This is a genomic window from Klebsiella sp. K-Nf6 (assembly GCF_002806655.1).
GTDB lineage: Bacteria > Pseudomonadota > Gammaproteobacteria > Enterobacterales > Enterobacteriaceae > Klebsiella > Klebsiella variicola.
In genome coordinates, this window is the sequence record NZ_PIBN01000021.1 from 1 (window position 1) to 22,000 (window position 22,000).

The 22,000-nt window shown below is 55.8% G+C and carries 23 protein-coding genes and 1 other annotated feature; of the genes, 9 read left to right on the forward strand and 14 right to left on the reverse strand.

Annotated features, from left to right (window positions below):
* Positions 1-377: 377 nt before the first annotated feature.
* From clpB to rluD, 3 genes are all read right to left on the reverse strand, one after another.
* Complete coding sequence (clpB, locus tag CWM61_RS25055; RefSeq protein WP_061153632.1) at positions 378-2,951, reverse strand: ATP-dependent chaperone ClpB; 2,574 nt, start codon at positions 2,949-2,951, stop codon at positions 378-380.
* A gap of 129 nt (positions 2,952-3,080) precedes the next feature.
* Positions 3,081-3,812, reverse strand: a complete 732-nt coding sequence (yfiH, locus tag CWM61_RS25060; protein WP_008806081.1) for a purine nucleoside phosphorylase YfiH — start codon at positions 3,810-3,812, stop codon at positions 3,081-3,083.
* Positions 3,809-4,789: a 23S rRNA pseudouridine(1911/1915/1917) synthase RluD gene (gene rluD / locus CWM61_RS25065; protein ID WP_032433442.1), complete on the reverse strand. Its 981-nt coding sequence runs from the start codon at positions 4,787-4,789 to the stop codon at positions 3,809-3,811. Before rluD ends, yfiH begins: the two co-directional genes overlap by 4 nt.
* Before the next feature lie 131 nt (positions 4,790-4,920).
* On the opposite strand from rluD, the gene bamD reads away from it, so the two are divergent.
* From bamD to pheA, 4 genes are all read left to right on the forward strand, one after another.
* Positions 4,921-5,658 (forward strand): outer membrane protein assembly factor BamD, encoded by a 738-nt coding sequence (gene bamD / locus CWM61_RS25070; RefSeq protein ID WP_061153630.1) that lies wholly within the window; start codon positions 4,921-4,923, stop codon positions 5,656-5,658.
* Between the two features lie 271 nt (positions 5,659-5,929).
* On the forward strand, positions 5,930-6,265 hold the full coding sequence (gene raiA / locus CWM61_RS25080; protein ID WP_061153629.1) for a ribosome-associated translation inhibitor RaiA: 336 nt from the start codon (positions 5,930-5,932) through the stop codon (positions 6,263-6,265).
* 105 nt (positions 6,266-6,370) lie between these two features.
* Positions 6,371-6,495: a sequence feature (Phe leader region), on the forward strand.
* On the forward strand, positions 6,372-6,419 hold the full coding sequence (pheL, locus tag CWM61_RS25085; RefSeq protein ID WP_100632159.1) for a pheA operon leader peptide PheL: 48 nt from the start codon (positions 6,372-6,374) through the stop codon (positions 6,417-6,419). Its footprint overlaps the feature before it by 48 nt.
* A 24-nt stretch (positions 6,496-6,519) precedes the next feature.
* Complete coding sequence (pheA, locus tag CWM61_RS25090) at positions 6,520-7,680, forward strand: bifunctional chorismate mutase/prephenate dehydratase (RefSeq protein WP_061153628.1); 1,161 nt, start codon at positions 6,520-6,522, stop codon at positions 7,678-7,680.
* On the opposite strand, the gene CWM61_RS25095 is transcribed toward pheA, so the two are convergent.
* The 3 genes from CWM61_RS25095 to aroF form a co-directional block, all read right to left on the reverse strand.
* Complete coding sequence (locus CWM61_RS25095; protein WP_100632134.1) at positions 7,677-8,549, reverse strand: SMP-30/gluconolactonase/LRE family protein; 873 nt, start codon at positions 8,547-8,549, stop codon at positions 7,677-7,679. The two genes, pheA and CWM61_RS25095, sit on opposite strands and share 4 nt — an antisense overlap.
* A gap of 62 nt (positions 8,550-8,611) precedes the next feature.
* Positions 8,612-9,733: a bifunctional chorismate mutase/prephenate dehydrogenase gene (gene tyrA, locus CWM61_RS25100; protein WP_061153626.1), complete on the reverse strand. Its 1,122-nt coding sequence runs from the start codon at positions 9,731-9,733 to the stop codon at positions 8,612-8,614.
* 9 nt (positions 9,734-9,742) lie between these two features.
* On the reverse strand, positions 9,743-10,813 hold the full coding sequence (gene aroF, locus CWM61_RS25105) for a 3-deoxy-7-phosphoheptulonate synthase AroF (RefSeq protein ID WP_074387822.1): 1,071 nt from the start codon (positions 10,811-10,813) through the stop codon (positions 9,743-9,745).
* A gap of 342 nt (positions 10,814-11,155) precedes the next feature.
* On the opposite strand from aroF, the gene CWM61_RS25110 reads away from it, so the two are divergent.
* Genes CWM61_RS25110 through CWM61_RS25120 form a run of 3 tightly spaced genes read left to right on the forward strand, consistent with a single transcriptional unit; the run spans position 11,156 to position 13,377 of the window.
* Positions 11,156-11,665, forward strand: coding sequence for a YfiR family protein (locus tag CWM61_RS25110; RefSeq protein WP_012540842.1), 510 nt, complete (start codon positions 11,156-11,158; stop codon positions 11,663-11,665).
* Positions 11,658-12,881, forward strand: coding sequence for a diguanylate cyclase DgcN (gene dgcN / locus CWM61_RS25115; RefSeq protein WP_100632135.1), 1,224 nt, complete (start codon positions 11,658-11,660; stop codon positions 12,879-12,881). Before CWM61_RS25110 ends, dgcN begins: the two co-directional genes overlap by 8 nt.
* A gap of 13 nt (positions 12,882-12,894) precedes the next feature.
* Complete coding sequence (locus CWM61_RS25120) at positions 12,895-13,377, forward strand: OmpA family protein (protein WP_061153623.1); 483 nt, start codon at positions 12,895-12,897, stop codon at positions 13,375-13,377.
* An 8-nt stretch (positions 13,378-13,385) separates the two neighbouring features.
* On the opposite strand, the gene CWM61_RS25125 is transcribed toward CWM61_RS25120, so the two are convergent.
* From CWM61_RS25125 to ffh, 7 genes are all read right to left on the reverse strand, one after another.
* Positions 13,386-14,753 carry a PepSY-associated TM helix domain-containing protein gene (locus CWM61_RS25125; protein WP_100632136.1) on the reverse strand — a complete coding sequence of 456 codons (1,368 nt, stop codon included), beginning with the start codon at positions 14,751-14,753 and terminating at the stop codon, positions 13,386-13,388.
* Between the two features lie 56 nt (positions 14,754-14,809).
* Positions 14,810-15,268 carry a DUF2946 domain-containing protein gene (locus CWM61_RS25130; protein ID WP_074387819.1) on the reverse strand — a complete coding sequence of 153 codons (459 nt, stop codon included), beginning with the start codon at positions 15,266-15,268 and terminating at the stop codon, positions 14,810-14,812.
* A gap of 118 nt (positions 15,269-15,386) precedes the next feature.
* Positions 15,387-15,734, reverse strand: a complete 348-nt coding sequence (rplS, locus tag CWM61_RS25135; RefSeq protein ID WP_002914145.1) for a 50S ribosomal protein L19 — start codon at positions 15,732-15,734, stop codon at positions 15,387-15,389.
* 39 nt (positions 15,735-15,773) lie between these two features.
* Positions 15,774-16,541 carry a tRNA (guanosine(37)-N1)-methyltransferase TrmD gene (gene trmD, locus CWM61_RS25140; RefSeq protein ID WP_008806092.1) on the reverse strand — a complete coding sequence of 256 codons (768 nt, stop codon included), beginning with the start codon at positions 16,539-16,541 and terminating at the stop codon, positions 15,774-15,776.
* A 31-nt stretch (positions 16,542-16,572) separates the two neighbouring features.
* On the reverse strand, positions 16,573-17,121 hold the full coding sequence (gene rimM / locus CWM61_RS25145) for a ribosome maturation factor RimM (RefSeq protein WP_008806093.1): 549 nt from the start codon (positions 17,119-17,121) through the stop codon (positions 16,573-16,575).
* Positions 17,122-17,139: 18 nt separating this feature from the next.
* Positions 17,140-17,388, reverse strand: coding sequence for a 30S ribosomal protein S16 (rpsP, locus tag CWM61_RS25150; protein ID WP_012540839.1), 249 nt, complete (start codon positions 17,386-17,388; stop codon positions 17,140-17,142).
* Between the two features lie 270 nt (positions 17,389-17,658).
* On the reverse strand, positions 17,659-19,023 hold the full coding sequence (ffh, locus tag CWM61_RS25155; RefSeq protein ID WP_002914152.1) for a signal recognition particle protein: 1,365 nt from the start codon (positions 19,021-19,023) through the stop codon (positions 17,659-17,661).
* Positions 19,024-19,186: 163 nt separating this feature from the next.
* Here ffh and CWM61_RS25160 point away from each other — a divergent pair, with 163 nt between their 5' ends.
* Both CWM61_RS25160 and CWM61_RS25165 read left to right on the forward strand, forming a co-directional pair.
* Positions 19,187-19,978 (forward strand): inner membrane protein YpjD, encoded by a 792-nt coding sequence (locus CWM61_RS25160; protein ID WP_023282914.1) that lies wholly within the window; start codon positions 19,187-19,189, stop codon positions 19,976-19,978.
* 19 nt (positions 19,979-19,997) lie between these two features.
* On the forward strand, positions 19,998-21,284 hold the full coding sequence (locus CWM61_RS25165) for an HlyC/CorC family transporter (RefSeq protein WP_061153620.1): 1,287 nt from the start codon (positions 19,998-20,000) through the stop codon (positions 21,282-21,284).
* Positions 21,285-21,406: 122 nt separating this feature from the next.
* Here CWM61_RS25165 and grpE read toward each other — a convergent pair whose 3' ends face one another.
* Positions 21,407-21,997 (reverse strand): nucleotide exchange factor GrpE, encoded by a 591-nt coding sequence (grpE, locus tag CWM61_RS25170; protein ID WP_008806096.1) that lies wholly within the window; start codon positions 21,995-21,997, stop codon positions 21,407-21,409.
* Positions 21,998-22,000: the final 3 nt, after the last annotated feature.

Here is a 22,000-nt window from a genome sequence, read left to right on the forward strand (position 1 = left end):
TCCATGTCACTTTGAGTGCCCACACAGATTGTCTGATAAATTGTTAAAGAGCAGTTGCAACGCGGCTTTCAGCTCACCGTTGCGAGGTCCCGTATAATACGTTTTCCTCATTCAGAGTCAAGCGCTTATTTTGCTTTTCTCTGTCGGTTTTCAGCGTTGAACTTCACCGCCAAAACCCTGCTGACCCGGCGGTTTGCTTGCCGTTGTTCCGTGTCAGTGGAGGCGCATTATAGGGAGTAATTCTGAAGTGACAAGGATAAATTCAAAAAAAGAATCCAACCGCTCACTTTTCAATCAAAATGATTGTTGAGCTTTAATTCTTGCCTGGTTTTTAAACAAAAACGAGCCAGTTGGGCCCGTTTTTGTCGTTTTGTGACTTACTGCACTGCCACGATACGGTCGTCTTTCACCACCAGTTCGACGGTTTTTCCCGGAACCAGCTCACCGGAAAGGATCTGCTGGGCTAACGGGTTTTCAATTTGCTGCTGAATAGCACGTTTCAATGGACGAGCGCCGTACACCGGATCGTAGCCATTGGCACTGAGCAACTTCAACGCCTCATCGGACATCCGCACTTCATACCCACGCTCTTCCAGACGTTTATACAGACGCTGCAGCTGGATCTGGGCAATAGAAGCAATATGTTTTTCACCCAGCGGATGGAAGACCACCACTTCGTCGATACGGTTGATAAACTCCGGACGGAAGCTCTGGCTAACCACACCAAGCACCAGATCCTTCATATGACCGTAGTCCAGCTCGCCAAAACGTTCCTGAATCAGATCGGAACCGAGGTTCGAGGTCATGATGACCACCGTATTACGGAAGTCGACCGTTCTCCCCTGCCCGTCGGTCAGACGCCCGTCGTCGAGTACCTGCAGCAGAATGTTGAACACATCCGGGTGCGCTTTTTCCACTTCATCCAGCAGGATGACGGAATAAGGACGACGACGCACCGCTTCGGTCAGGTAGCCGCCCTCTTCATAACCGACGTATCCCGGAGGCGCACCGACCAGACGCGAGACGGAGTGTTTCTCCATAAACTCGGACATATCGATACGCACCATCGCGTCGTCGCTGTCGAACATAAAATTAGCCAGCGTTTTGCAAAGTTCGGTTTTACCGACCCCGGTTGGACCGAGGAACAGGAACGAACCAATCGGTCGGTTCGGATCGGACAGCCCGGCACGGCTGCGGCGAATAGCGTTAGATACCGCTTCAACCGCCTCATCCTGGCCAATCACCCGATGATGCAGATCCTGCTCCATACGCAGCAGTTTTTCACGCTCGCTTTCCATCATTCGCGCCACAGGAATGCCGGTCCAGCGTGCCAGCACTTCGGCAATCTCCGCATCCGTTACTTTGTTACGTAACAGGCGCATGGTTTTACCTTCGGACTGAGTGGCAGCCGCCAGCTGTTTTTCCAGTTCCGGAATTTTGCCGTACTGCAGCTCGGACATCCGCGCCAGGTCGCCGACGCGGCGCGCCTGTTCAATAGCGATTTTCGCCTGTTCAAGCTCGGCTTTAATAGTCTGGGTACCGGAGAGGGATGCTTTTTCCGCTTTCCACTCTTCTTCCAGTACCGAGTACTGACGCTCTTTATCCGCCAGCTCCTCATTGAGCATATCAAGACGCTTCAGGCTCGCTTCATCAGACTCTTTCTTCAGCGCCTGCTGTTCCAGTTTCAGCTGGATAATACGGCGATCGAGACGGTCCAGCTCTTCCGGCTTGGAGTCAATCTGCATACGAATGCTGGACGCCGCCTCATCGATAAGGTCGATGGCTTTATCCGGCAGCTGACGGTCGGCAATATAGCGATGCGACAAGGTTGCCGCCGCGACAATCGCCGGGTCAGTGATCTGCACGTGGTGGTGCAGCTCGTAACGTTCTTTCAGGCCACGCAGAATAGCAATGGTATCTTCTACCGTCGGCTCGGCGACGAACACCTTCTGGAAACGACGTTCCAGCGCGGCGTCTTTTTCGATGTACTGACGGTATTCATCAAGCGTGGTCGCCCCGACGCAGTGCAGTTCACCACGCGCCAGCGCTGGCTTCAGCATGTTGCCCGCGTCCATCGCGCCGTCGGCTTTACCGGCACCTACCATGGTATGCAGTTCGTCGATAAACAGAATGACGTTGCCTTCCTGTTTTGACAGGTCAGTCAGCACGCCTTTCAGACGCTCTTCAAACTCACCGCGGTATTTCGCCCCGGCCACCAGCGCCCCCATATCCAGCGCCAGCACCCGACGGCCTTTCAGCCCTTCAGGTACTTCGCCGTTAACGATGCGCTGCGCCAGCCCTTCGACGATTGCCGTTTTACCCACCCCGGGTTCACCAATCAGTACCGGGTTGTTTTTGGTACGACGCTGCAGTACCTGAATGGTACGGCGAATCTCTTCATCACGGCCGATCACCGGATCCAGCTTGCCCTGCTCGGCTCGCTCGGTCAGATCGACGGTAAATTTCTTCAATGCCTGACGTTGGTCTTCGGCACCCTGATCGTTCACGCTTTCACCTCCGCGCATTTGTTCAATCGCCTGAGTCACGTTGGCGGTTGTTGCTCCGGCAGATTTTAAAAGGTCGGTCAGCGTACCGCGCGATTCAAGCGCCGCCAGAACGAACAGTTCCGACGAAATAAAGTTGTCCTTTTTCTTTTGCGCCAGCTTGTCGCAAAGGTTCAGGATCCGCACTAAATCCTGAGAAGGTTGTACATCGCCGCCGGTGCCTTCCACCTGCGGTAAACGGCTCAAGGCCTGTTCGATGTCAGTGCGTAGTTTTCCGGCATTCACGCCCGCCGAGGTTAATAAAGGACGTACCGATCCCCCTTCCTGATTCAGCAAGGCGCTCATTAAATGAAGAGGTTCGATGAATTGGTTGTCGTGCCCGAGTGCGAGTGACTGGGCATCGGCAAGAGCAAGCTGGAATTTATTGGTAAGACGATCCAGACGCATAACTCCTCCCATAAACAGGTCAAATTTGCTACTGGAGATTAAATGAGGTCATCCCTCAATTATTCAAGGTTAAAGACCTGAACTATGCGAAAAATAAGTTTGCCTTCTGGATCGTCTTGATTCTCTAGGTTATATCAGCCAAATGAAACTTGCCATACGACCAGTGGTCTTGTCGCGCCGGTAAGAGAAAAAATCATCCTTTTCGCTTAGCGTGCAGCGATCGCCGCCGAAAATCTGCTCAACGCCGACGTTTGCCAGACGCTGCCGAGCCAGTTGATAGATATCAGCAAAATATTTCTCGCCTGCCGGACGAAAAGCCCGGTGCGCGTTCTCGTCCTTCGCCATAAAGGCATCCCGGACTTCCGGCCCCACCTCAAACGCCTGCGGACCGATGGCAGGGCCCAGCCACGCCATCATGTTTTCGGCTTTATCGGCGAAACGGGCAACCGTCTCTTCCAGAACGCCTTCGCATAAGCCGCGCCATCCCGCATGCGCCGCGGCGACTTCGGTGCCGTCGCGGTTACAGAACAGGACCGGCAGGCAGTCGGCGGTCATCACCGCGCAGACGGTGCCTGGCGTACGACTATAAGAAGCATCTGCGCGTTTCGACGGATAGGGTCCGCCGTCCAGCGTCAGAACATCGGTGCCATGAACCTGCTCCAGCCAAACCGGGTAAGACGGCAAGCCACCGGCGGCAAACATCCGCCGCCGGTTTTCTTCAACATGCTGCAGATTGTCTCCGCAATGGGCGCCCAGGTTGAGCGAGTCATAGGGCGGCAGACTCACGCCGCCAATGCGGGTCGAACTACAGGCCGCCACGCTGCGGGGCATCGGCCACTGCGGTACAATCAGTTTAGTCATAACCAGTCAATATCGTCCTTATGGGCTTCAAAATCGGCACGCATCGCCTCGATGAGCTCGACCATATCCTGTGGGATAGGCGCATGCCACTCCATTTCAATGCCGGTGATCGGGTGGTACAGACGTAGCATGGTGGCGTGCAGCGCCTGGCGGTCGAATTTACGCAGTGCGGTGATGAACTCCTCCGACGCGCCCTTAGGCGGACGCGGCCGGCCGCCATACACCTGGTCACCCACCAGCGGATGGGTGATATGCGACATATGCACGCGGATCTGGTGCGTACGACCGGTTTCCAGGCGCAGACGCAGGCGGGTATGGATGCGGAAATGTTCCATAATCCGATAGTGGGTCACCGCCGGTTTGCCCATCGGATGTACCGCCATATGGGTACGTTTTGTCGGGTGACGACTGATCGGCTCTTCCACTGTGCCACCGGAAGTCATATGGCCGATGGCCACCGCTTCATACTCGCGGGTGATCTCGCGCAGCTGCAGCGACTCCACCAGCCGGGTTTGTGCCGGAATGGTTTTCGCCACCACCATCAGACCGGTGGTGTCCTTATCCAGACGGTGCACGATCCCCGCGCGCGGCACATCGGCAATCGGCGGATAGTAGTGCAGCAGCGCATTCAGCACAGTACCGTCAGGGTTGCCCGCGCCAGGATGCACAACCAGATCGCGCGGTTTGTTAATCACGAGGATGTCATCATCTTCGTAAACGATATTGAGCGGAATATCCTGCGGCTGGAAGCGCGCTTCTTCTTCGATTTCGACATCGATAGCGATGTGCTCTCCCCCCAGCACTTTTTCTTTCGGCTTATCGCCAATGGTGCCATTGACTAATACGCGTTGGTCAAGGATCCATTCTTTTATCCGCGATCGCGAATAATCAGGGAACAATTCGGCCAAAGCCTGATCTAAGCGTTGACCGAGTTGATTTTCGGTCACCGTTGCGGTGAGTTGTACTCGTTGTGCCATATACAGCTTCTTCGTTTAACGTTGGGTTTTACGGCTTTGCCGTTTAATATAGTGTGCTATTGTAGCTGGTCTTAATCGGGAGCAGGAACAGAGATTCTCCCGCATAAACATTTTGAGGAAGTCAAAACGTCATGACGCGCATGAAATACCTGGTGGCAGCCGCCACACTGAGCCTGGCTTTGGTGGGTTGCTCCGGCTCTAAGGAAGAGGTGCCTGATAATCCGCCGAATGAAATCTACGCGACTGCCCAGCAAAAGCTGCAGGACGGTAACTGGAAACAGGCGATAACGCAACTGGAAGCGTTGGATAACCGTTATCCATTCGGCCCTTATTCCCAACAGGTACAACTGGATCTGATTTATGCGTATTACAAAAACGCCGATCTGCCGCTGGCTCAGGCGGCCATCGATCGCTTCATGCGTTTGAACCCCACCCACCCGAATATCGATTACGTCATCTATATGCGCGGCCTGACCAACATGGCCCTGGATGACAGCGCCCTGCAGGGTTTCTTTGGCGTTGACCGCTCTGACCGCGATCCGCAGCACGCGCGCGATGCCTTCAATGACTTCTCCAAACTGGTTCGTGGTTACCCGAACAGCCAGTATGCCACTGACGCCTATAAACGCATGGTGTTCCTGAAAGATCGCCTGGCCAAATATGAGCTGTCGGTCGTGGATTACTACACCGACCGTGGCGCCTGGGTTGCCGTCGTGAACCGCGTGGAGGGTATGATGCGTAACTATCCGGATACCCAGGCCACCCGCGATGCCCTGCCGAAGATGGAAAACGCCTATCGTCAGATGCAGATGAACGCCCAGGCAGACAAAGTCGCCAAAATCATCGCCGCCAACGACAAGAACACCTGAGGGTAACATCCGAAAGCAAAACGGCAGCCAGCGGCTGCCGTTTTTTTATACTTTATCCCGGCTAGCTGAAGCGGTTTAGCGCCGGGTTAACTCATCAAATATGGCCTGCTTTGTCGGGTTCGACAAGTAAAATCTCACTTCTTCCTGCCCTGTCTCACAAAATGAATTCGTTGACAAAAAGTGACAATAAAATGTGATTTAGATCACACATTTTGACATTGGGAAAGGTATGCTGGATTCACCAAGACGGGAAAGACAAGAGGTAAAATTTATGACAATGAACATTACCAGTAAACAAATGGAAATTACTCCGGCAATCCGCCAGCATGTCGCAGACCGTCTCGCCAAACTGGATAAGTGGCAAACTCATTTAATTAACCCGCACATCATTCTGTCTAAGGAGCCGCAGGGTTTTATCGCTGATGCAACCATCAATACGCCCAACGGTCATCTGGTTGCCAGTGCGCGCCATGAAGATATGTACGTCGCCATTAACGAATTGATCAACAAGCTGGAACGGCAGCTGAATAAAGTGCAACACAAAGGGGAAGCCCGCCGCGCCGCGACGTCGGTGAAAGAGGCAGGCTTTGTGGAAGAAGAAGAGTAATCCTTAACTTAAGTTGTGTCATGCCACGCGCCTTCGGGCGCGTTTTTTATTGACAGAGTGAAAACAGTACAGGTACTGTAATCCCCACTACCTAAAGGAATTCATCATGAAACGTGTCCCGTTCTTCTTCGCATTCTTTTTTACCTTCCCCTGATCGGGAGGCAATTCGTCGTATAAGAAAGAATGCGAAGACGAACAATAAGGCCTCCCACCCGGGAGGCCTTTTTTATTTGATAACGACAAAGGCAACATCTATGACCGAGGAAAACCCATTACTGGCGCTGCGCGATAAGATAAGCGCACTGGACGAGAAACTGCTTGCTCTGCTGGCGGAGCGCCGCGGGCTGGCTGTTGAGGTTGGTAAAGCCAAACTGGCTTCCCACCGTCCAGTGCGTGATATTGACCGCGAACGCGATCTGCTGGAGCGTCTGATGACCATCGGCAAGCGTCATAATCTGGATGCACACTACATCACCCGCCTGTTCCAGCTGATCATCGAAGACTCTGTCCTGACCCAACAAACCCTGCTGCAGCAGCATCTGAATAAAATTAATCCGCATTCGGCCCGCGTGGCGTTCCTCGGCCCTAAAGGCTCTTATTCGCACCTGGCGGCGCGTCAGTATGCTGCTCGCCACTTTGAGCAGTTTATTGAGAGCGGCTGCGCGAAGTTCGCCGATATTTTTAATCAGGTAGAGACCGGCCAGGCCGATTACGCGGTGGTGCCGATTGAAAACACCAGTTCTGGCGGGATCAACGACGTCTACGATCTGCTGCAGCACACCAGCCTGTCGATCGTTGGCGAACTGACGATCCCTATCGATCATTGCGTGCTGGTCAGCACCTCGACGGATGCCGATAAAATTCAGACCGTTTACAGCCATCCTCAGCCGTTCCAGCAGTGCAGCCAGTATCTGAGCCGCTACCCGCACTGGAAAATCGAATATACCGAGAGCACCTCGGCGGCAATGGAAAAAGTGGCGCAGGCTAACTCCCCGGCCGTTGCGGCACTGGGCAGCGAAGCGGGTGGCGCCCTGTATAGCCTGCAGGTGCTGGAGCATTGCCAGGCCAACCAGACGCAGAATATCACGCGCTTCCTCGTCCTGGCGCGCAAAGCGGTGAACGTCTCCGATCAGGTTCCGGCCAAGACCACGCTGTTAATGGCAACCGGTCAGCAGGCGGGCGCCCTGGTGGAAGCCCTGCTGGTATTGCGCAACCACAATCTGATCATGACCAAACTGGAATCCCGTCCGATCCACGGCAATCCCTGGGAAGAGATGTTTTACCTTGATATTCAGGCCAACCTGGAGTCATTGCCCATGCGCAAGGCACTGAAGGAGCTGGCGGAAATCACTCGCTCCATGAAGGTCCTCGGTTGCTACCCCAGCGAAAACGTGGTGCCGGTGGATCCGGTTTAACGTTCGCGGAACGGTAATTTCTTCATCCCTGCCACCGCAACCGGCAGGGTGAAGATGGCGCCTGACAGCGGATACTGAGCCAGCTCATCGTCCTCCATATTTTCCCGGGTTGTGGTGATATAGAGCGTTTTCATATCCGCCCCACCGAAGCAGACCATTGTCGGACAACGAACCGGCATCGGGTAAGTCTCCAGCTCCTCGCCCTGCGGCGAGAAACGGGCAATCCGCCAGCCGTCAAACATCGCGCTCCAGTAACAGCCCTCCACATCGATCGCCGCCCCGTCAGGGATGCCTTCACCCGGCTGGAAACGGCGAAATACCTCGCGTCGGCCAGGCTCACCCTGTTCATCCAGCGGCGTACGGTAGATCACGGCGTTCGGCGTATCAGAGGTATACATCCAGCGCTGGTCGGCGCTAAACGCGAGGCCGTTGGCGCCATGGATATCACACTGGATCACTTTCGGCTTCAGGTCATTATCGACCCGCATCTGCAGCGCACCGTTGTAATCCCCCGGTCCCCAGAAGGTGCCGGCATAAAAACGCCCCTCGCGATCGGTCCCACCATCGTTAAACCGCGCCAGCTCCGGATTGCTCGGATTATCACAGACTTTCCGCCGCAGCAGGCCGTGGGCGTCGGTCAGCCAGATGCCACTGCGTAATGCAACGATAAACCCGCCCTTCTCACGCAGGGAGAAACAGCCGACCTCCTCCGGAAACTGCAGCACCTGGTGTTCGCCGCTGCGGGTATCGTAGCGGTGGATTTCACACTCCATGATATCGGCCCAGTAGAGGGCCTGTTCAGCCTCGCTCCAGGTCGGGCATTCCGGCAGGTATCCGGTGTAGTCAAACAGCGGTTGTGGTTCAGCCATCGTTGTCATCCCTATAAAAAAAGCCAGCGGTCGCTGGCTTTATTGTATACACCTTTTTCGCTTTACTGCCGATTATCGTTAGCCTGACGCAGCAGCGTGCGGCTCTCGCTCTGGAAACGCTGAGCGTAATCGCCAAACCAGTGTTCGACTTTACGGAAGCTGTCGATAAACGCCTGCTTATCGCCCTGCTCCAGCAGGCCAATCGCTTCGCCGAAACGCTGGTAATAGCGCTTAATCAGCGCCAGGTTGTTTTCCGATGACATAATAATGTCGGCGTACAGTTGCGGATCCTGGGCAAACAGGCGCCCCACCATCGCCAGCTCCAGCCGGTAAATAGGTGACGAAAGCGCCAGCAACTGCTCAAGACGCACGTTCTCTTCCGCCAGGTGCAGGCCATAGGCGAAAGTGGCAAAGTGGCGCAGCGCCTGAATAAACGCCATGTTCTGATCGTGCTCAACGGCGCTGATGCGGTGCAGCCGCGCGCCCCACACCTGAATCTGCTCGAGGAACCACTGATACGCTTCCGGCTGGCGGCCATCACAATAGACCACCACCTGCTTCGCCAGGCTGCCGCTGTCCGGACCGAACATCGGGTGCAGGCCAAGAACCGGACCTTGATGCGCGGCCAGCATCGCCTGCAGCGGCTCCGCTTTCACCGAGGCAAGGTCGATCAGAATGCAATCCGCTGGCAGCGGCGGCAGCCTGCCGATCGTCTCCACGGTGGTGTGAATCGGTACGCTGACGATGACCATGCCGGCATCGGCGACGATATCCGCCGCCCGCGCCCAATCCTCTTTTTCCAGAATACGCACCTGGTAGCCGGACAGCGTTAACATCTTCTCAAACAGACGCCCCATCTGCCCGCCGCCGCCGACGATGACCACCGGCCGCAGATTCGGGTGCAGGGTTTTGAAGCCTTTGTCGTTTTCGCTGGAATAGGATTCCCGCATCACGCGACGCAGAACATCCTCGATCAGATCCGGCGGTACGCCGAGCGCAGCCGCCTCTTCACGCCGGGAGGCGAGCATCGCCGCCTCGCGCTCCGGGACGTAAATCGGTAGGCCATACTGGCTCTTCACCTCGCCGACTTCGGCCACCAGTTCCAGACGCTTAGCCAGCAGGCTAAGCAACGCTTTATCTACTTCATCAATTTGATCGCGTAACGCGGTCAGTTCAGCAACCATACTTTCCTCTTACACCAAACGGGCCGCCAGATGGCCGCGGAGATCCTTATCCAGTTCACGCAGCAGCGCATCAGTGCTTTCCCAGCTGATGCAGGCATCAGTCACCGAGACGCCGTATTTCATCGCCTCACGCGGCTGTTCAGAGGACTGATTGCCTTCGTGGATATTACTCTCGATCATCAGGCCGATAATGGAGCGATTGCCATCTTTGATCTGCGCGACAACGGATTCAGCCACGGCTGGCTGGCGGCGGAAATCTTTATTGGAGTTCCCATGACTGCAATCTACCATCAGCGACGGTTTCAGTCCCGCCTGCGCCATCTCTTTTTCGCATTTCGCCACATCTTCCGGACCGTAGTTCGGCGCCTTGCCGCCGCGCAGGATCACATGGCCATTCGGATTACCCTGCGTTTGCAACAGGCAGACCTGCCCGGCCTGGTTGATGCCGACGAAACGGTGCGGCATTGCCGCGGCACGCATCGCGTTGATGGCCGTCGCCAGGCTACCGTCGGTACCGTTTTTAAAGCCGACCGGCATCGACAGGCCGGAGGCCATTTCGCGGTGCGTTTGTGATTCCGTGGTACGTGCGCCGATGGCTGACCAGCTGAACAGATCGCCAAGGTACTGCGGACTGTTCGGATCCAGCGCTTCCGTCGCCAGCGGCAGTCCCATGTTCACGAGCTCGACCAGCAGACGACGCGCAATCTTCAGGCCGCCTTCAACATCAAACGAACCATCCATGTGCGGATCGTTAATCAGCCCCTTCCAGCCCACGGTGGTACGGGGTTTTTCAAAGTAGACGCGCATCACCAGGTAGAGGCTATCGCTGACCTCTGCGGCAAGGGCTTTAAACCGACGAGCATATTCAATCGCAGCTTCCGGATCGTGAATCGAGCAAGGACCGCAAACCACCAGCAGGCGCGGATCGCGGCCAGCGATGATATCGGAGATGGTCTCACGGGCATGCGCAATCTGCGCTTCCTGTTCAACGCTCAGCGGGAATTCCGCCTTCAGTTGCTCCGGGGTCATTAACACATGTTCGTCGGTAATATGTACGTTATTCAGCGCGTCTTTTTGCATGATTGCGATCCTGTGTAGCTCGTTTGCGATAAAGGTTGCCTCAGCGGGCATGACGTAACGATACCACACAAAGTAAAGAATTCAATCCATATTACGTAAATTTTACTTTACACCAATAAATTAATTGGCACTTAACCCGGCAATAAACGTACAATAATGTTTACATCACCCTAAATCACACCAAACTTGCGCACTATCGCTATGGCTATTACGAAAAATCCTGGTGAGATTTGTCCCAAAGCAAAGGGCGCATGTAATGACGGGTTTTGTTAACAGTGGTATTCTGCGCCGGGCATCGGCAGCGGTATTTCCCGCGCTATGGCGAATTTGACGGAAGCGTTAATGACAGTATTACACCGTCTTTTATTGACTGTATTTTTTCTCATCGCGGTATCTCCTGTTTTTGCTGCCGGACCTTCAGAACATGTTCGCGCTATTGTTTCCGGGATCGTGACCTACACCCGTTGGCCGGCATTAACAGGGGCGCCGAAGCTGTGCATTTTTGCCTCATCACGCTTCACCCATAGCCTGGCTCATGAAGATCCGGATGCCTTGCCCTATCAACCGGTGATAGTACGTAATAGTGAAGAAGCGTTAAAAACGACCTGCGATGGTTTTTATTTTGGCAGCGAATCACCGACCCAACAGTCGGAATTAACTCGCCGCTATGGCCCGAAGCCGCTTTTACTCATCGCAGAACAAAATACGGATTGCTCCATTGGTAGCGCGTTTTGCCTGATCATCAACGACGACAGGGTCCGCTTCTCCGTTAATCTGGACGTTCTGACGCACAGCGGGGTCCGGGTTAACCCGGACGTCCTGATGCTTGCCCGGAAAAAACCACATGAATAAGGACTTTTCACAGACCGCGCGCCCGACATTTAAACGCGCGCTTCGTCGAATTAGCGTGATAAGCGTGGTGATCTCCATGACGCTGGTCTGGCTGCTGCTAAGCACAGCCTCAATCTTCACGCTCAAGCAGTACGCGCAGAAAAATCTAGAGCTCACTGCCGCGACCATGGGTCGCAGCCTTGAAGCCGCCCTGGTATTTGGCGACAGCGCGGCGGCAGAAGACACCCTCGCTTCACTGGGGAAGCAAGGACAGATTTCCCAGGCCATTGTACTCAATGGCCAGAAGCAGCACTTCGCCGCGTGGCGCCACGAACCGCTGGCCAACAAAGAGCAAGTGAGCGGGCTTGTCAGTAAATGGCTGTTTCCGGAGCCCACGGTGCAGCCCATCTGGCACCAGGGCAAACAGATCGGCGAGCTGCAGCTGACTGCTCTCGATAAGCTGATCAGCCACTTTCTTGGGATCTCGATTCTGGTACTGACCGGCAGCATTCTGCTCGCCTCGTTTATCGCCCTGCTGCTGACTCACTCTCTGCACCGGGGGATCGTTGCCGCGCTGCAGAGCATCACCGAAGTTGTGCACGATATTCGCGAAAATCGCCATTTCTCGCGTCGGGTGCCCGAGGAGCGTATTGAGGAGTTCCATCTTTTCGCTCAGGACTTTAACAGTCTGCTAGGGGAGATGGAGGACTGGCAGCGGCAGCTGCAGGCCAAAAACGCCCAGCTGTTACGTAGCTCGCTACACGACCCGCTGACCGGCCTGGCTAACCGCGCTGCCTTTCACAACGCGCTCGCCGAACTGATGAAGAACGAGGTGGGCCATCAGACCTCGGCGTTACTGTTTCTTGACGGTGATAACTTCAAGCTGATCAATGACAACTGGGGACACGCGGCGGGCGATAAAGTGCTGACGGAGGTCGCCAGCCGCCTGATGGCCTTCGCCGGCAAACGCCATCTGGCGTGGCGCCTTGGCGGCGATGAGTTTGCCGTTCTGCTGCGCGAGGTGCGCTCGGAAGCCGAAGTGCAGGCCCTGTGCCAGGCGCTGTCCGAACAATTTCTTCCGCCATTCAACCTGCACAATGGCCATAGCGCCACGCTCTCGTTGAGCGTCGGTTATGCTCTGGCGTGGGAGCACGCCACCGCGGAATCACTGCAAGAACTTGCCGATCAGAATATGTATCGGATGAAAAACCAACGTATCCAGCAGACGCTGAAATAATAAAGGACTCATTATGCTCAGGAAATATTTCGCTCCCGCCCTGATGGCGGCGGCGCTTTTGACAGGTTGCCAGGCTCCTCAGGGAAAATTTACCCCCGAGCAGGTGGCGGCGATGAAATCTTACGGCTTCACTGAAAGCAATGGCGATTGGTCCCTGGGCTTATCCGATAGCATCCTGTTTGACAAGAATGACTACCGACTACGTCCCGACAGCCGCCAGCAGATCACCACGATGGCCTCGCGGCTGGCGGCGACCGGGATCACCCATAGCCGTCTTGAAGGCCACACCGATAATTACGGTGAGGATAGCTATAACGAAGCCCTGTCGCTTAAGCGCGCCAATAGCGTGGCCGATGCCTGGGCGGAAGGCGCCCATGTCCCGCGCAGTCATTTAGTCACCCGCGGCCTTGGCAAGAAATACCCGATTGCCAGCAACGACACGGCGGCCGGGCGCGCTGAAAACCGCCGGGTCACGGTGGTCATCAGCACGCCGTAAGCCTTCGCTTAATCGCTGGACTTCGCCATCCTCATTGCCGTTGCCGCGCGCCAGCGCAGGTAGTCAACGGCAATGAACAGCACCAGACTTGCCCCCATCAACGGCATGGCCAGCCCCAGGACTAATGCTATCCCCAGCACCAGCCCACGGGCAGGCCAGACGAGTGACAACCACGCCTGCAGCAGCGAATGCGCCGGATCCCAGACCGCCTGAGGCGGACGACGGATCCACCACAGCCGATACCCCACCCCGATAGTGACGCACAGCGCGCAGCCGAACCCCACCAGCAGCAGCTGATTCGCCAAACCAAAGAGGATCCCCATGTGGAAATCGACGCCCCAGCGGGTCAGCTTCGCCATCAGCGGGAAGTCGGCGAACCGGGTGCGATCCACCACCTGCATCGTGGCGCCATCGATCGCCACCGCGTCCACCTGCGTCGGCCAGCGGCGGTCTATCTCATTCACCGTCCAGGCACGTTCCTTCGAAACCGGCGGACGGATCTCCAGCCGGCTGGCGTTCAGCCCCGCCTGACGGGCCACCGCCATTGCCTGGTCAAACTGCGCTGGCTGCAGCGCTGACTGATGCTGCATGGCCATCCCGTCCATATGATGCCCGGCGTGGGGATCGTGCGCCATCGGCGCCTCACCGTGCAGCAGGGTATTCACCTGAGGCGTCCACCAGCCGAAAGCCGCCCGCATTTTATCCACATTACCGCCGGCCCATTGCGACCAGGTCAGACCGGTGGCGGAGAAGAGCAGCATGCCCAGCAGTAAGCCCCAGCCCAGTGTCACGTGCAACCGACGATGATTCTGCAGGGCGTTATTGATCCGCCGTTTTGGACGCGTCATCGCCCACAGGGCAATTCCCCCCAGCGCGGCGACCCACATCCATGAGGCAGCCAGTTCGCTGTAGAGTCGCCCGCTGTCGCCCAGCAGCAGCGAACGATGCGCATAATCAATCCACTGGCGCAGCGGCAGGATGCCGCTGGTACCGTAGACCGTCATATCGCCCTTCACCCGTAGCGAGATCGGATCGACAAAGATGGCCCGGGATTCTGACTCGCCCAGGCTCGGGTCAACAAACATAATCCGGGTGGTCTCCCCCATCGCGGGGGCCGGCCGCACCGCCAGCAGCCGCAGATTACCCTGGGTCGCTTCTTCCGCCACCGCAATCTGGGCGCTGAGCGGCTGCGGGGTCCCGTCGGCAAGGCCATGCAGCGCGTCGTGATAGAGCCAGTTTTCCAGCTGCGGCGTCGCCACGTACAACGTGCCGGTCAGGGCAGCGACAAAGATAAACGGCCCGATAAACAGTCCGATGTAAAAATGGAGGCGACGCAGCAGGTTTAACCATGCCGCGCGCGAGGTGCAGGTTGTCATACTCTTCCTTTTTTAAAGCAAAAGAGGTCATTGCGCGGTGCGCAGATTGATTTTTATTAAAGGGAAAAAGCAGACAGCCGCGGCGGGGCGCGGGTTTCAGGGTAGAGCCAGGGAAAGTAGTGCCAGTGTTTTAATACCGGGCGAGAAGCCGGCAGGCGAATGCGCCGCAGGAGCATGGCGACGAACAGCGCCAGCGCGAAAAGCAGTCCCGGGACATGGGCTAACAGCACGCAATAGCCACACGCCTCGGCATGGTCCAGCGGCAGTTCGTGTCCGGTATGCGTGGCGCCGTCTGTGCTATGCATCATCGCCATCTCGTGCCCGGGCATTTGCGCTATGCTCGCGGACGAGCTGTCCATCATCATGGCGTGGTACATGCCGGGCATGGCGCTCATGGGGTCTTTTTGCAGGGAGATGGAAATCAGGGGAGCCACGACGATCAGCAGGATCGCCAACAGCGCCAGCCAGGCGGCTCGCCGTTTAGGTGTCGTTTGCTGGAAACTGTTGCTGACCACCGCCCCTCCGAAATGAGGCCGTATTGTAAATGATTTACATCACGATGGTTACAACAAAGATAAAAAAAGGGCCAGCCATTTGGCCAGCCCTTCTGTCAGGATGTCGCGAAAGCGAATCTTAGTTAAGACGCTCTTTGATACGAGCAGACTTACCAGTGCGCTCACGCAGGTAGTACAGTTTAGCTTTACGTACAGCACCACGACGTTTAACAGCAATGCTGTCAACTACCGGAGAGTGAGTCTGGAAGACACGCTCAACGCCTTCGCCGTTGGAAATTTTGCGAACAGTGAATGCAGAGTGCAGACCGCGGTTACGAATAGCGATAACCACGCCCTCGAATGCCTGCAGACGTTTTTTGGAACCTTCAACAACCCATACTTTCACTTCCACGGTATCACCCGGACGGAAGGAAGGTACGTCCTGCTTCATCTGTTCTTGTTCAAGTTGCTTAATAATGTTGCTCATAATTTAATCTCTTATCCTGGGTAAACTGATATTGGGGGCTCACGCCTGCCCATCATGTTTATGCTGCTGTTGCGCGTGTTCGCTTTTGAACTGCGCCAGCAACTTTGCTTGCTCTTCAGTCAGAGCCAGGTTTTCCAGAAGTTCAGGTCTTCTAAGCCAGGTGCGGCCCAGCGACTGCTTCAGACGCCAGCGACGTATCTCAGCATGGTTTCCCGACAGCAATACTGGCGGTACCTCCATCTCTTCTAACACTTCAGGACGGGTATAGTGCGGGCAATCCAGCAACCCATCAGCAAAGGAATCTTCCGTTGCCGAAGCTTCATGGCCCAGTACTCCCGGAATGAACCGGGAAACGGAGTCAATCAGCGTCATTGCCGGTAACTCACCACCGCTGAGAACGTAATCGCCGATTGACCATTCTTCGTCAATTTCGGTTTGGATTACGCGCTCGTCTATCCCTTCGTAGCGACCGCACACCAGAATCAGTTTCTGATTCGTTGCCAGTTCGCTGACGCCCGCTTGATCAAGCTTGCGTCCCTGAGGTGACAGATAAATCACCTTCGCGCCTTCACCTGCCGCGGCTTTTGCTGCATGAATAGCATCCCGTAAAGGTTGCACCATCATTAGCATCCCCGGTCCGCCGCCGTAAGGACGATCGTCCACGGTACGGTGCCGGTCATGAGCGAAGTCGCGAGGACTCCAGCTTTCGATGCTCAGCAGGCCATTTTTTACTGCCCGGCCAGTTACCCCGTAATCGGTAATTGCGCGGAACATTTCAGGAAACAGGCTAATTATGCCAATCCACATAGCGCCGTCTTTTACCGTTTATCCGGAGAATTTAAAAACCAGGATCCCAATCTACTTCGATAGTACGCGTAGTGAGATCGACTTTCTTGATAACCTGCCCATCGAGGAACGGAACCAACCGCTCCTTGATGCCAAATGCATCTTTCAGGTTTGCCTTGATGACGAGTACGTCATTAGACCCGGTTTCCATCATATCGATGACTTTACCGAGGCTATAGCCTTCCGTCGTAACTACCTGGCAGCCCATCAGGTCTTTCCAGTAGTAGTCACCCTCTTCCAGCTCCGGCAACTGCGATGAATCCACGATAATTTCGCAATTAGTCAGTAGATTCGCGGCATCACGATCGTCAACGCCTTTCAGCTTGATGATGATGTCCTGATTGTGGTGGCGCCAGCCTTCCAGCTCAACAACCTGCCACTGACCCGCCTTCTGGATTAACCAGGGCTGATAGTCAAAAATGCTTTCGGCGTCTTCGGTGGAGGAAAACACTCTGAGCCAACCACGGATACCGTAGGAAGAACCCATTTTCCCCAATACGATCGGATCAACAGGTGCTTGTGCGGTGTGTTGCTTGCTCATCATGACCACCGTGACAGATTAAGCTGCTTTGTTAGCGGCTTTGATCAGCGCGGCAACGCGATCGGAAACAGTAGCGCCCAGGCCAACCCAGTGAGCGATACGATCCAGATCCAGGCGAGTTTCTTCTTCCGCGCCGCTAGCGATCGGGTTGAAGAAACCAACGCGCTCGATGAAGCGACCGTTGCGTGCATTACGGCTGTCGGTGACAACAACCTGGTAGAACGGACGCTTTTTAGCGCCGTGACGTGCTAAACGAATAGTTACCATAACATCCTCTTGTGTGAATAAAACAACCGGGCCCCATCGAGGAACGGAGCCCGGTGTCATATTAAAAGCCCGAAAATTTTACTGATTTCTGGGAAAAATGCAATCAGCATCTTGGTACTGAGCATTAAACAAGGGATAGAAGGCGTATATCGGTGCAGCTAGTTTAGTTCCGGCGTGCGCGCAGAAAGCGGAGCGTACACGTAGTACGTGAGCATTTCGAGCACACCCCGGAGCTAAAATGGCAAACAAGATAGCCTTATACCCTTGTTTTTAGCGGCCCGGGAAACCTGGCGGCATCATCCCTTTCATCCCGCGCATCATCTTCATCATGCCGCCTTTCGACTTCATCTTCTTCATCATGCGCTGCATGTCGTCGAACTGCTTCAGCAGACGGTTCACATCCTGCACCTGCATCCCGCAGCCAGCGGCGATACGGCGCTTACGTGAGCCTTTGATGATTTCCGGCTTGGCGCGCTCTTTCAGGGTCATCGAGTTGATGATGGCTTCCATACGCACCAGCACTTTGTCGTCCATCTGCGCTTTTACGTTGTCCGGGATCTGGCCCATACCCGGTAGCTTGCCCATCAGGCTGGCCATGCCGCCCATGTTTTTCATCTGACGCAGCTGCTCAAGGAAGTCGGTCAGATCGAAACCGTCGCCTTTCTTCAGCTTAGAGGCCAGCTTCTCGGCCTGCGCGCGGTCAACTTTGCTCTCGATATCTTCGATCAGCGACAGCACGTCGCCCATGCCGAGGATACGGGAAGCGACGCGGTCCGGATGGAACGGCTCCAGCGCTTCGGTTTTCTCGCCGACGCCGAGGAATTTAATCGGCTTGCCGGTAATATGGCGAATCGACAGCGCCGCGCCGCCGCGGGCGTCGCCGTCCACTTTGGTCAGCACCACGCCAGTCAGCGGCAGCGCTTCGTTAAAGGCCTTCGCGGTATTCGCCGCATCCTGACCGGTCATCGCATCGACGACGAACAGGGTTTCAACCGGGTTAATGGCGGCGTGGACGTGCTTGATTTCGTCCATCATCGCTTCGTCAACGTGCAGACGACCGGCGGTATCCACCAGCAGCACGTCGTAGAATTTGAGTTTCGCTTCTTTCAGCGCCGCATTGACGATATCCACCGGCTTCTGGCCGACGTCAGACGGGAAGAAATCGACGCCGACCTGCTCGGCCAGGGTTTCCAGCTGTTTAATCGCCGCCGGACGGTAAACGTCCGCGGAGACCACCAGCACTTTCTTCTTGTGCTTCTCGCGCAGGAATTTCCCCAGCTTACCGACGCTGGTCGTTTTACCGGCGCCCTGCAGACCCGCCATCAGCACCACCGCCGGCGGCTGCGCCGCCAGGTCGAGCGTCTGGTTCTCTTCGCCCATCGCCGCCACCAGCTCGTTGCGGACGATTTTGACGAACTCCTGACCCGGGGTCAGGCTTTTATTGACTTCATGGCCGACCGCGCTCTCTTTCACGCGGCTGATGAAATCACGTACCACCGGAAGCGCAACGTCCGCTTCCAGCAGCGCCATGCGCACTTCGCGCAGGGTGTCTTTAATATTGTCTTCTGTAAGGCGTCCGCGGCCGCTAATGTTGCGCAGCGTACGCGACAAACGATCGGTTAAATTATCAAACATTGTCTCTCGCCTGAGGTGGAAACGGTCGGTCGCCGCAGCGACACACAAAACGAATGTGGCGGAGTATAACACGACATCAATCTGAATGTGCTGCAACGGTTGGAGCAGAGGCCTGCTGACGTTATACTGCTTCTCTTTCTTATTTAGCCAACAGCCGACACCTATGCCTGTTTTTGCTCTACTCGCCCTTGTCGCCTACTCCATCAGCCTGGCGCTGATTATCCCCGGCTTGCTGCAAAAAAACAGCAGCTGGCGGCGTATGGCGATTTTATCTGCGACTATCGCGTTGATCTGCCATGCTTTTGCGCTGGAAGCACGGATATTCCCCGGCGGCGAGAGCGGGCAAAACCTCAGCTTACTGAACGTCGGGTCGCTGGTCAGCCTGATGATCTGTACGGTGATGACTATCGTGGCCTCGCGCAATCGCGGCTGGCTGCTGCTGCCTATTGTCTATGCCTTCGCGCTAATCAATCTGGCCTTCGCCACTTTCGTGCCTAACGAATATATCACTCACCTGGAAACCACCCCGGGGATGCTGGTGCATATCGGTCTGTCGCTCTTCTCGTACGCCACGCTGATCATTGCCGCGCTGTATGCGCTGCAGCTGGCGTGGATCGACTACCAGTTAAAGAACAAAAAGCTAGCCTTCAGTAGCGAAATGCCGCCGCTGATGAGCATTGAGCGCAAAATGTTTCACATCACCCAGGTCGGCGTGGTGCTGCTGACCCTGACCCTGTGCAGCGGCCTGTTCTATATGCACAATCTGTTCAGCAGCGAAAACATTGATAAAGCGGTGCTGTCGATTATTGCGTGGTTCGTCTATATCGTCCTGCTGTGGGGCCACTATCATGAAGGATGGCGCGGACGTCGCGTGGTCTGGTTCAGCGTCGCTGGCGCCGGTCTGCTGACGCTGGCCTATTTTGGTAGCCGCGTGCTGCAGCAGTTCGTGAGCTAAGTCTTTTAAGGAATCCTACGTGGAACATATCTCCACCACCACGCTGATCATAACGCTGATCGTCATGGTGATTATCTCTGCCTATTTCTCCGGCTCCGAAACCGGCATGATGACGCTGAACCGCTACCGGCTGCGTCATATGGCGAAACAAGGCAACCGCCAGGCTAAGCGCGTGGAGAAGCTGCTGCGCAAGCCGGACCGCCTGATTAGCCTCGTGCTCATCGGCAATAACCTCGTCAACATTCTCGCCTCGGCGCTGGGCACCATCGTCGGCATGCGCCTGTACGGCGACGCCGGCGTCGCGATCGCCACCGGCGTGCTCACCTTTGTGGTGCTGGTATTTGCCGAGGTGCTGCCGAAGACCATCGCCGCCCTCTATCCGGAAAAGGTCGCCTACCCCAGCAGCTTCCTGCTGGCGCCGCTGCAGGTGCTGATGATGCCGCTGGTGTGGTTGCTGAATACCATCACCCGCATGTTAATGCGCATGATGGGCATCCGCACCGATACCGTCATCAGTAGCGCTCTGAGCAAAGATGAACTGCGCACGATTGTGAATGAATCCCGTTCACAAATCTCACGGCGCAACCAGGATATGCTGCTGTCGGTCCTGGATCTGGAAAAAGTCAGCGTTAACGACATCATGGTGCCGCGCAATGAGATTGTCGGCATCGACATCAATGATGACTGGAAATCTATCGTCCGCCAGCTGACCCACTCGCCGCATGGCCGCATCGTGCTCTACCGCGATTCACTGGACGATGCCATCAGCATGCTGCGTGTTCGCGAAGCCTACCGTCTGATGACGGAGAAGAAAGAGTTCACAAAAGAGATCATGCTGCGGGCGGCAGATGAGATCTACTTTGTTCCGGAAGGGACGCCGCTCAGCACCCAGCTGGTGAAATTTCAGCGCAATAAAAAGAAAGTCGGTCTGGTGGTCGATGAATACGGCGATATTCAGGGGCTGGTCACCGTCGAAGATATTCTTGAAGAGATTGTCGGCGACTTCACCACCTCTATGTCACCCACCCTGGCGGAGGAAGTGACCCCGCTTAACGACGGCACGGTGATTATCGACGGCAGCGCCAACGTTCGCGAGATCAATAAAGCCTTCAACTGGCATCTGCCGGAAGATGAAGCGCGCACCGTCAACGGTATCATCCTCGAGGCGCTGGAAGAGATCCCGGTCCCGGGCACCCGCGTGCGCATTGAGCAGTACGATATAGATATCCTCGACGTGCAGGACAACATGATTAAACAGGTGAAAGTGATGCCGGTGAAATCATTACGCGAGAGCGTCGCGGAGTAGCGCGAGCGAAGGAATTAACATCACGGTGGGCTGCGGCCCGCCGTTTTTTTTTATCTCACGCCGGGAGTGGTGGCATAAAAAAACGGCCGCCCGCGGGCAGCCGTTGAGCAATGCAGCAGACGTTATTTCGCTTTCGCTACCGTCACCATCGCGGCGCGAATAGTACGGCCGTTCAGGGTATAACCTTTCTGCATCACGGCCAGCACGTTGCCCGCCGCCACGTCTTCAGATTCGACCATCGCAATGGCCTGGTGGACGTTAGGATCCAGCGGAACGTTGGTGTCGGCGATCACTTCCACGCCGAACTTACGCACCACGTCCAGCATGGATTTCAGGGTCAGTTCGATCCCTTCCACCATCGGCGCCAGGTCCGGATTAGCCTTGTCGGCCACTTCCAGCGCGCGGTCCAGGCTGTCGATCACCGGCAGCAGTTCATTGACGAATTTTTCCAGCGCGAATTTGTGCGCTTTCTCGATATCCTGCTCGGTACGACGACGCAGGTTATCTTCGTCGGCTTTGGCACGCAGCATCACTTCACGTTCACGTTTCTGCGCTTCAGCCAGCTGGGCTTCCAGATTCGCAATTTTTTCATCGCGCGGATCCACCTGCTCAGCCGAAACTTCAGGCTCTACTGCCTCAACGTCGTCGTGCTGCTCCGTGATAATTTCTTCCGGGGCTTGCCCCTCAGGCGTTTTCTGTTCTTTACTACTCATGAA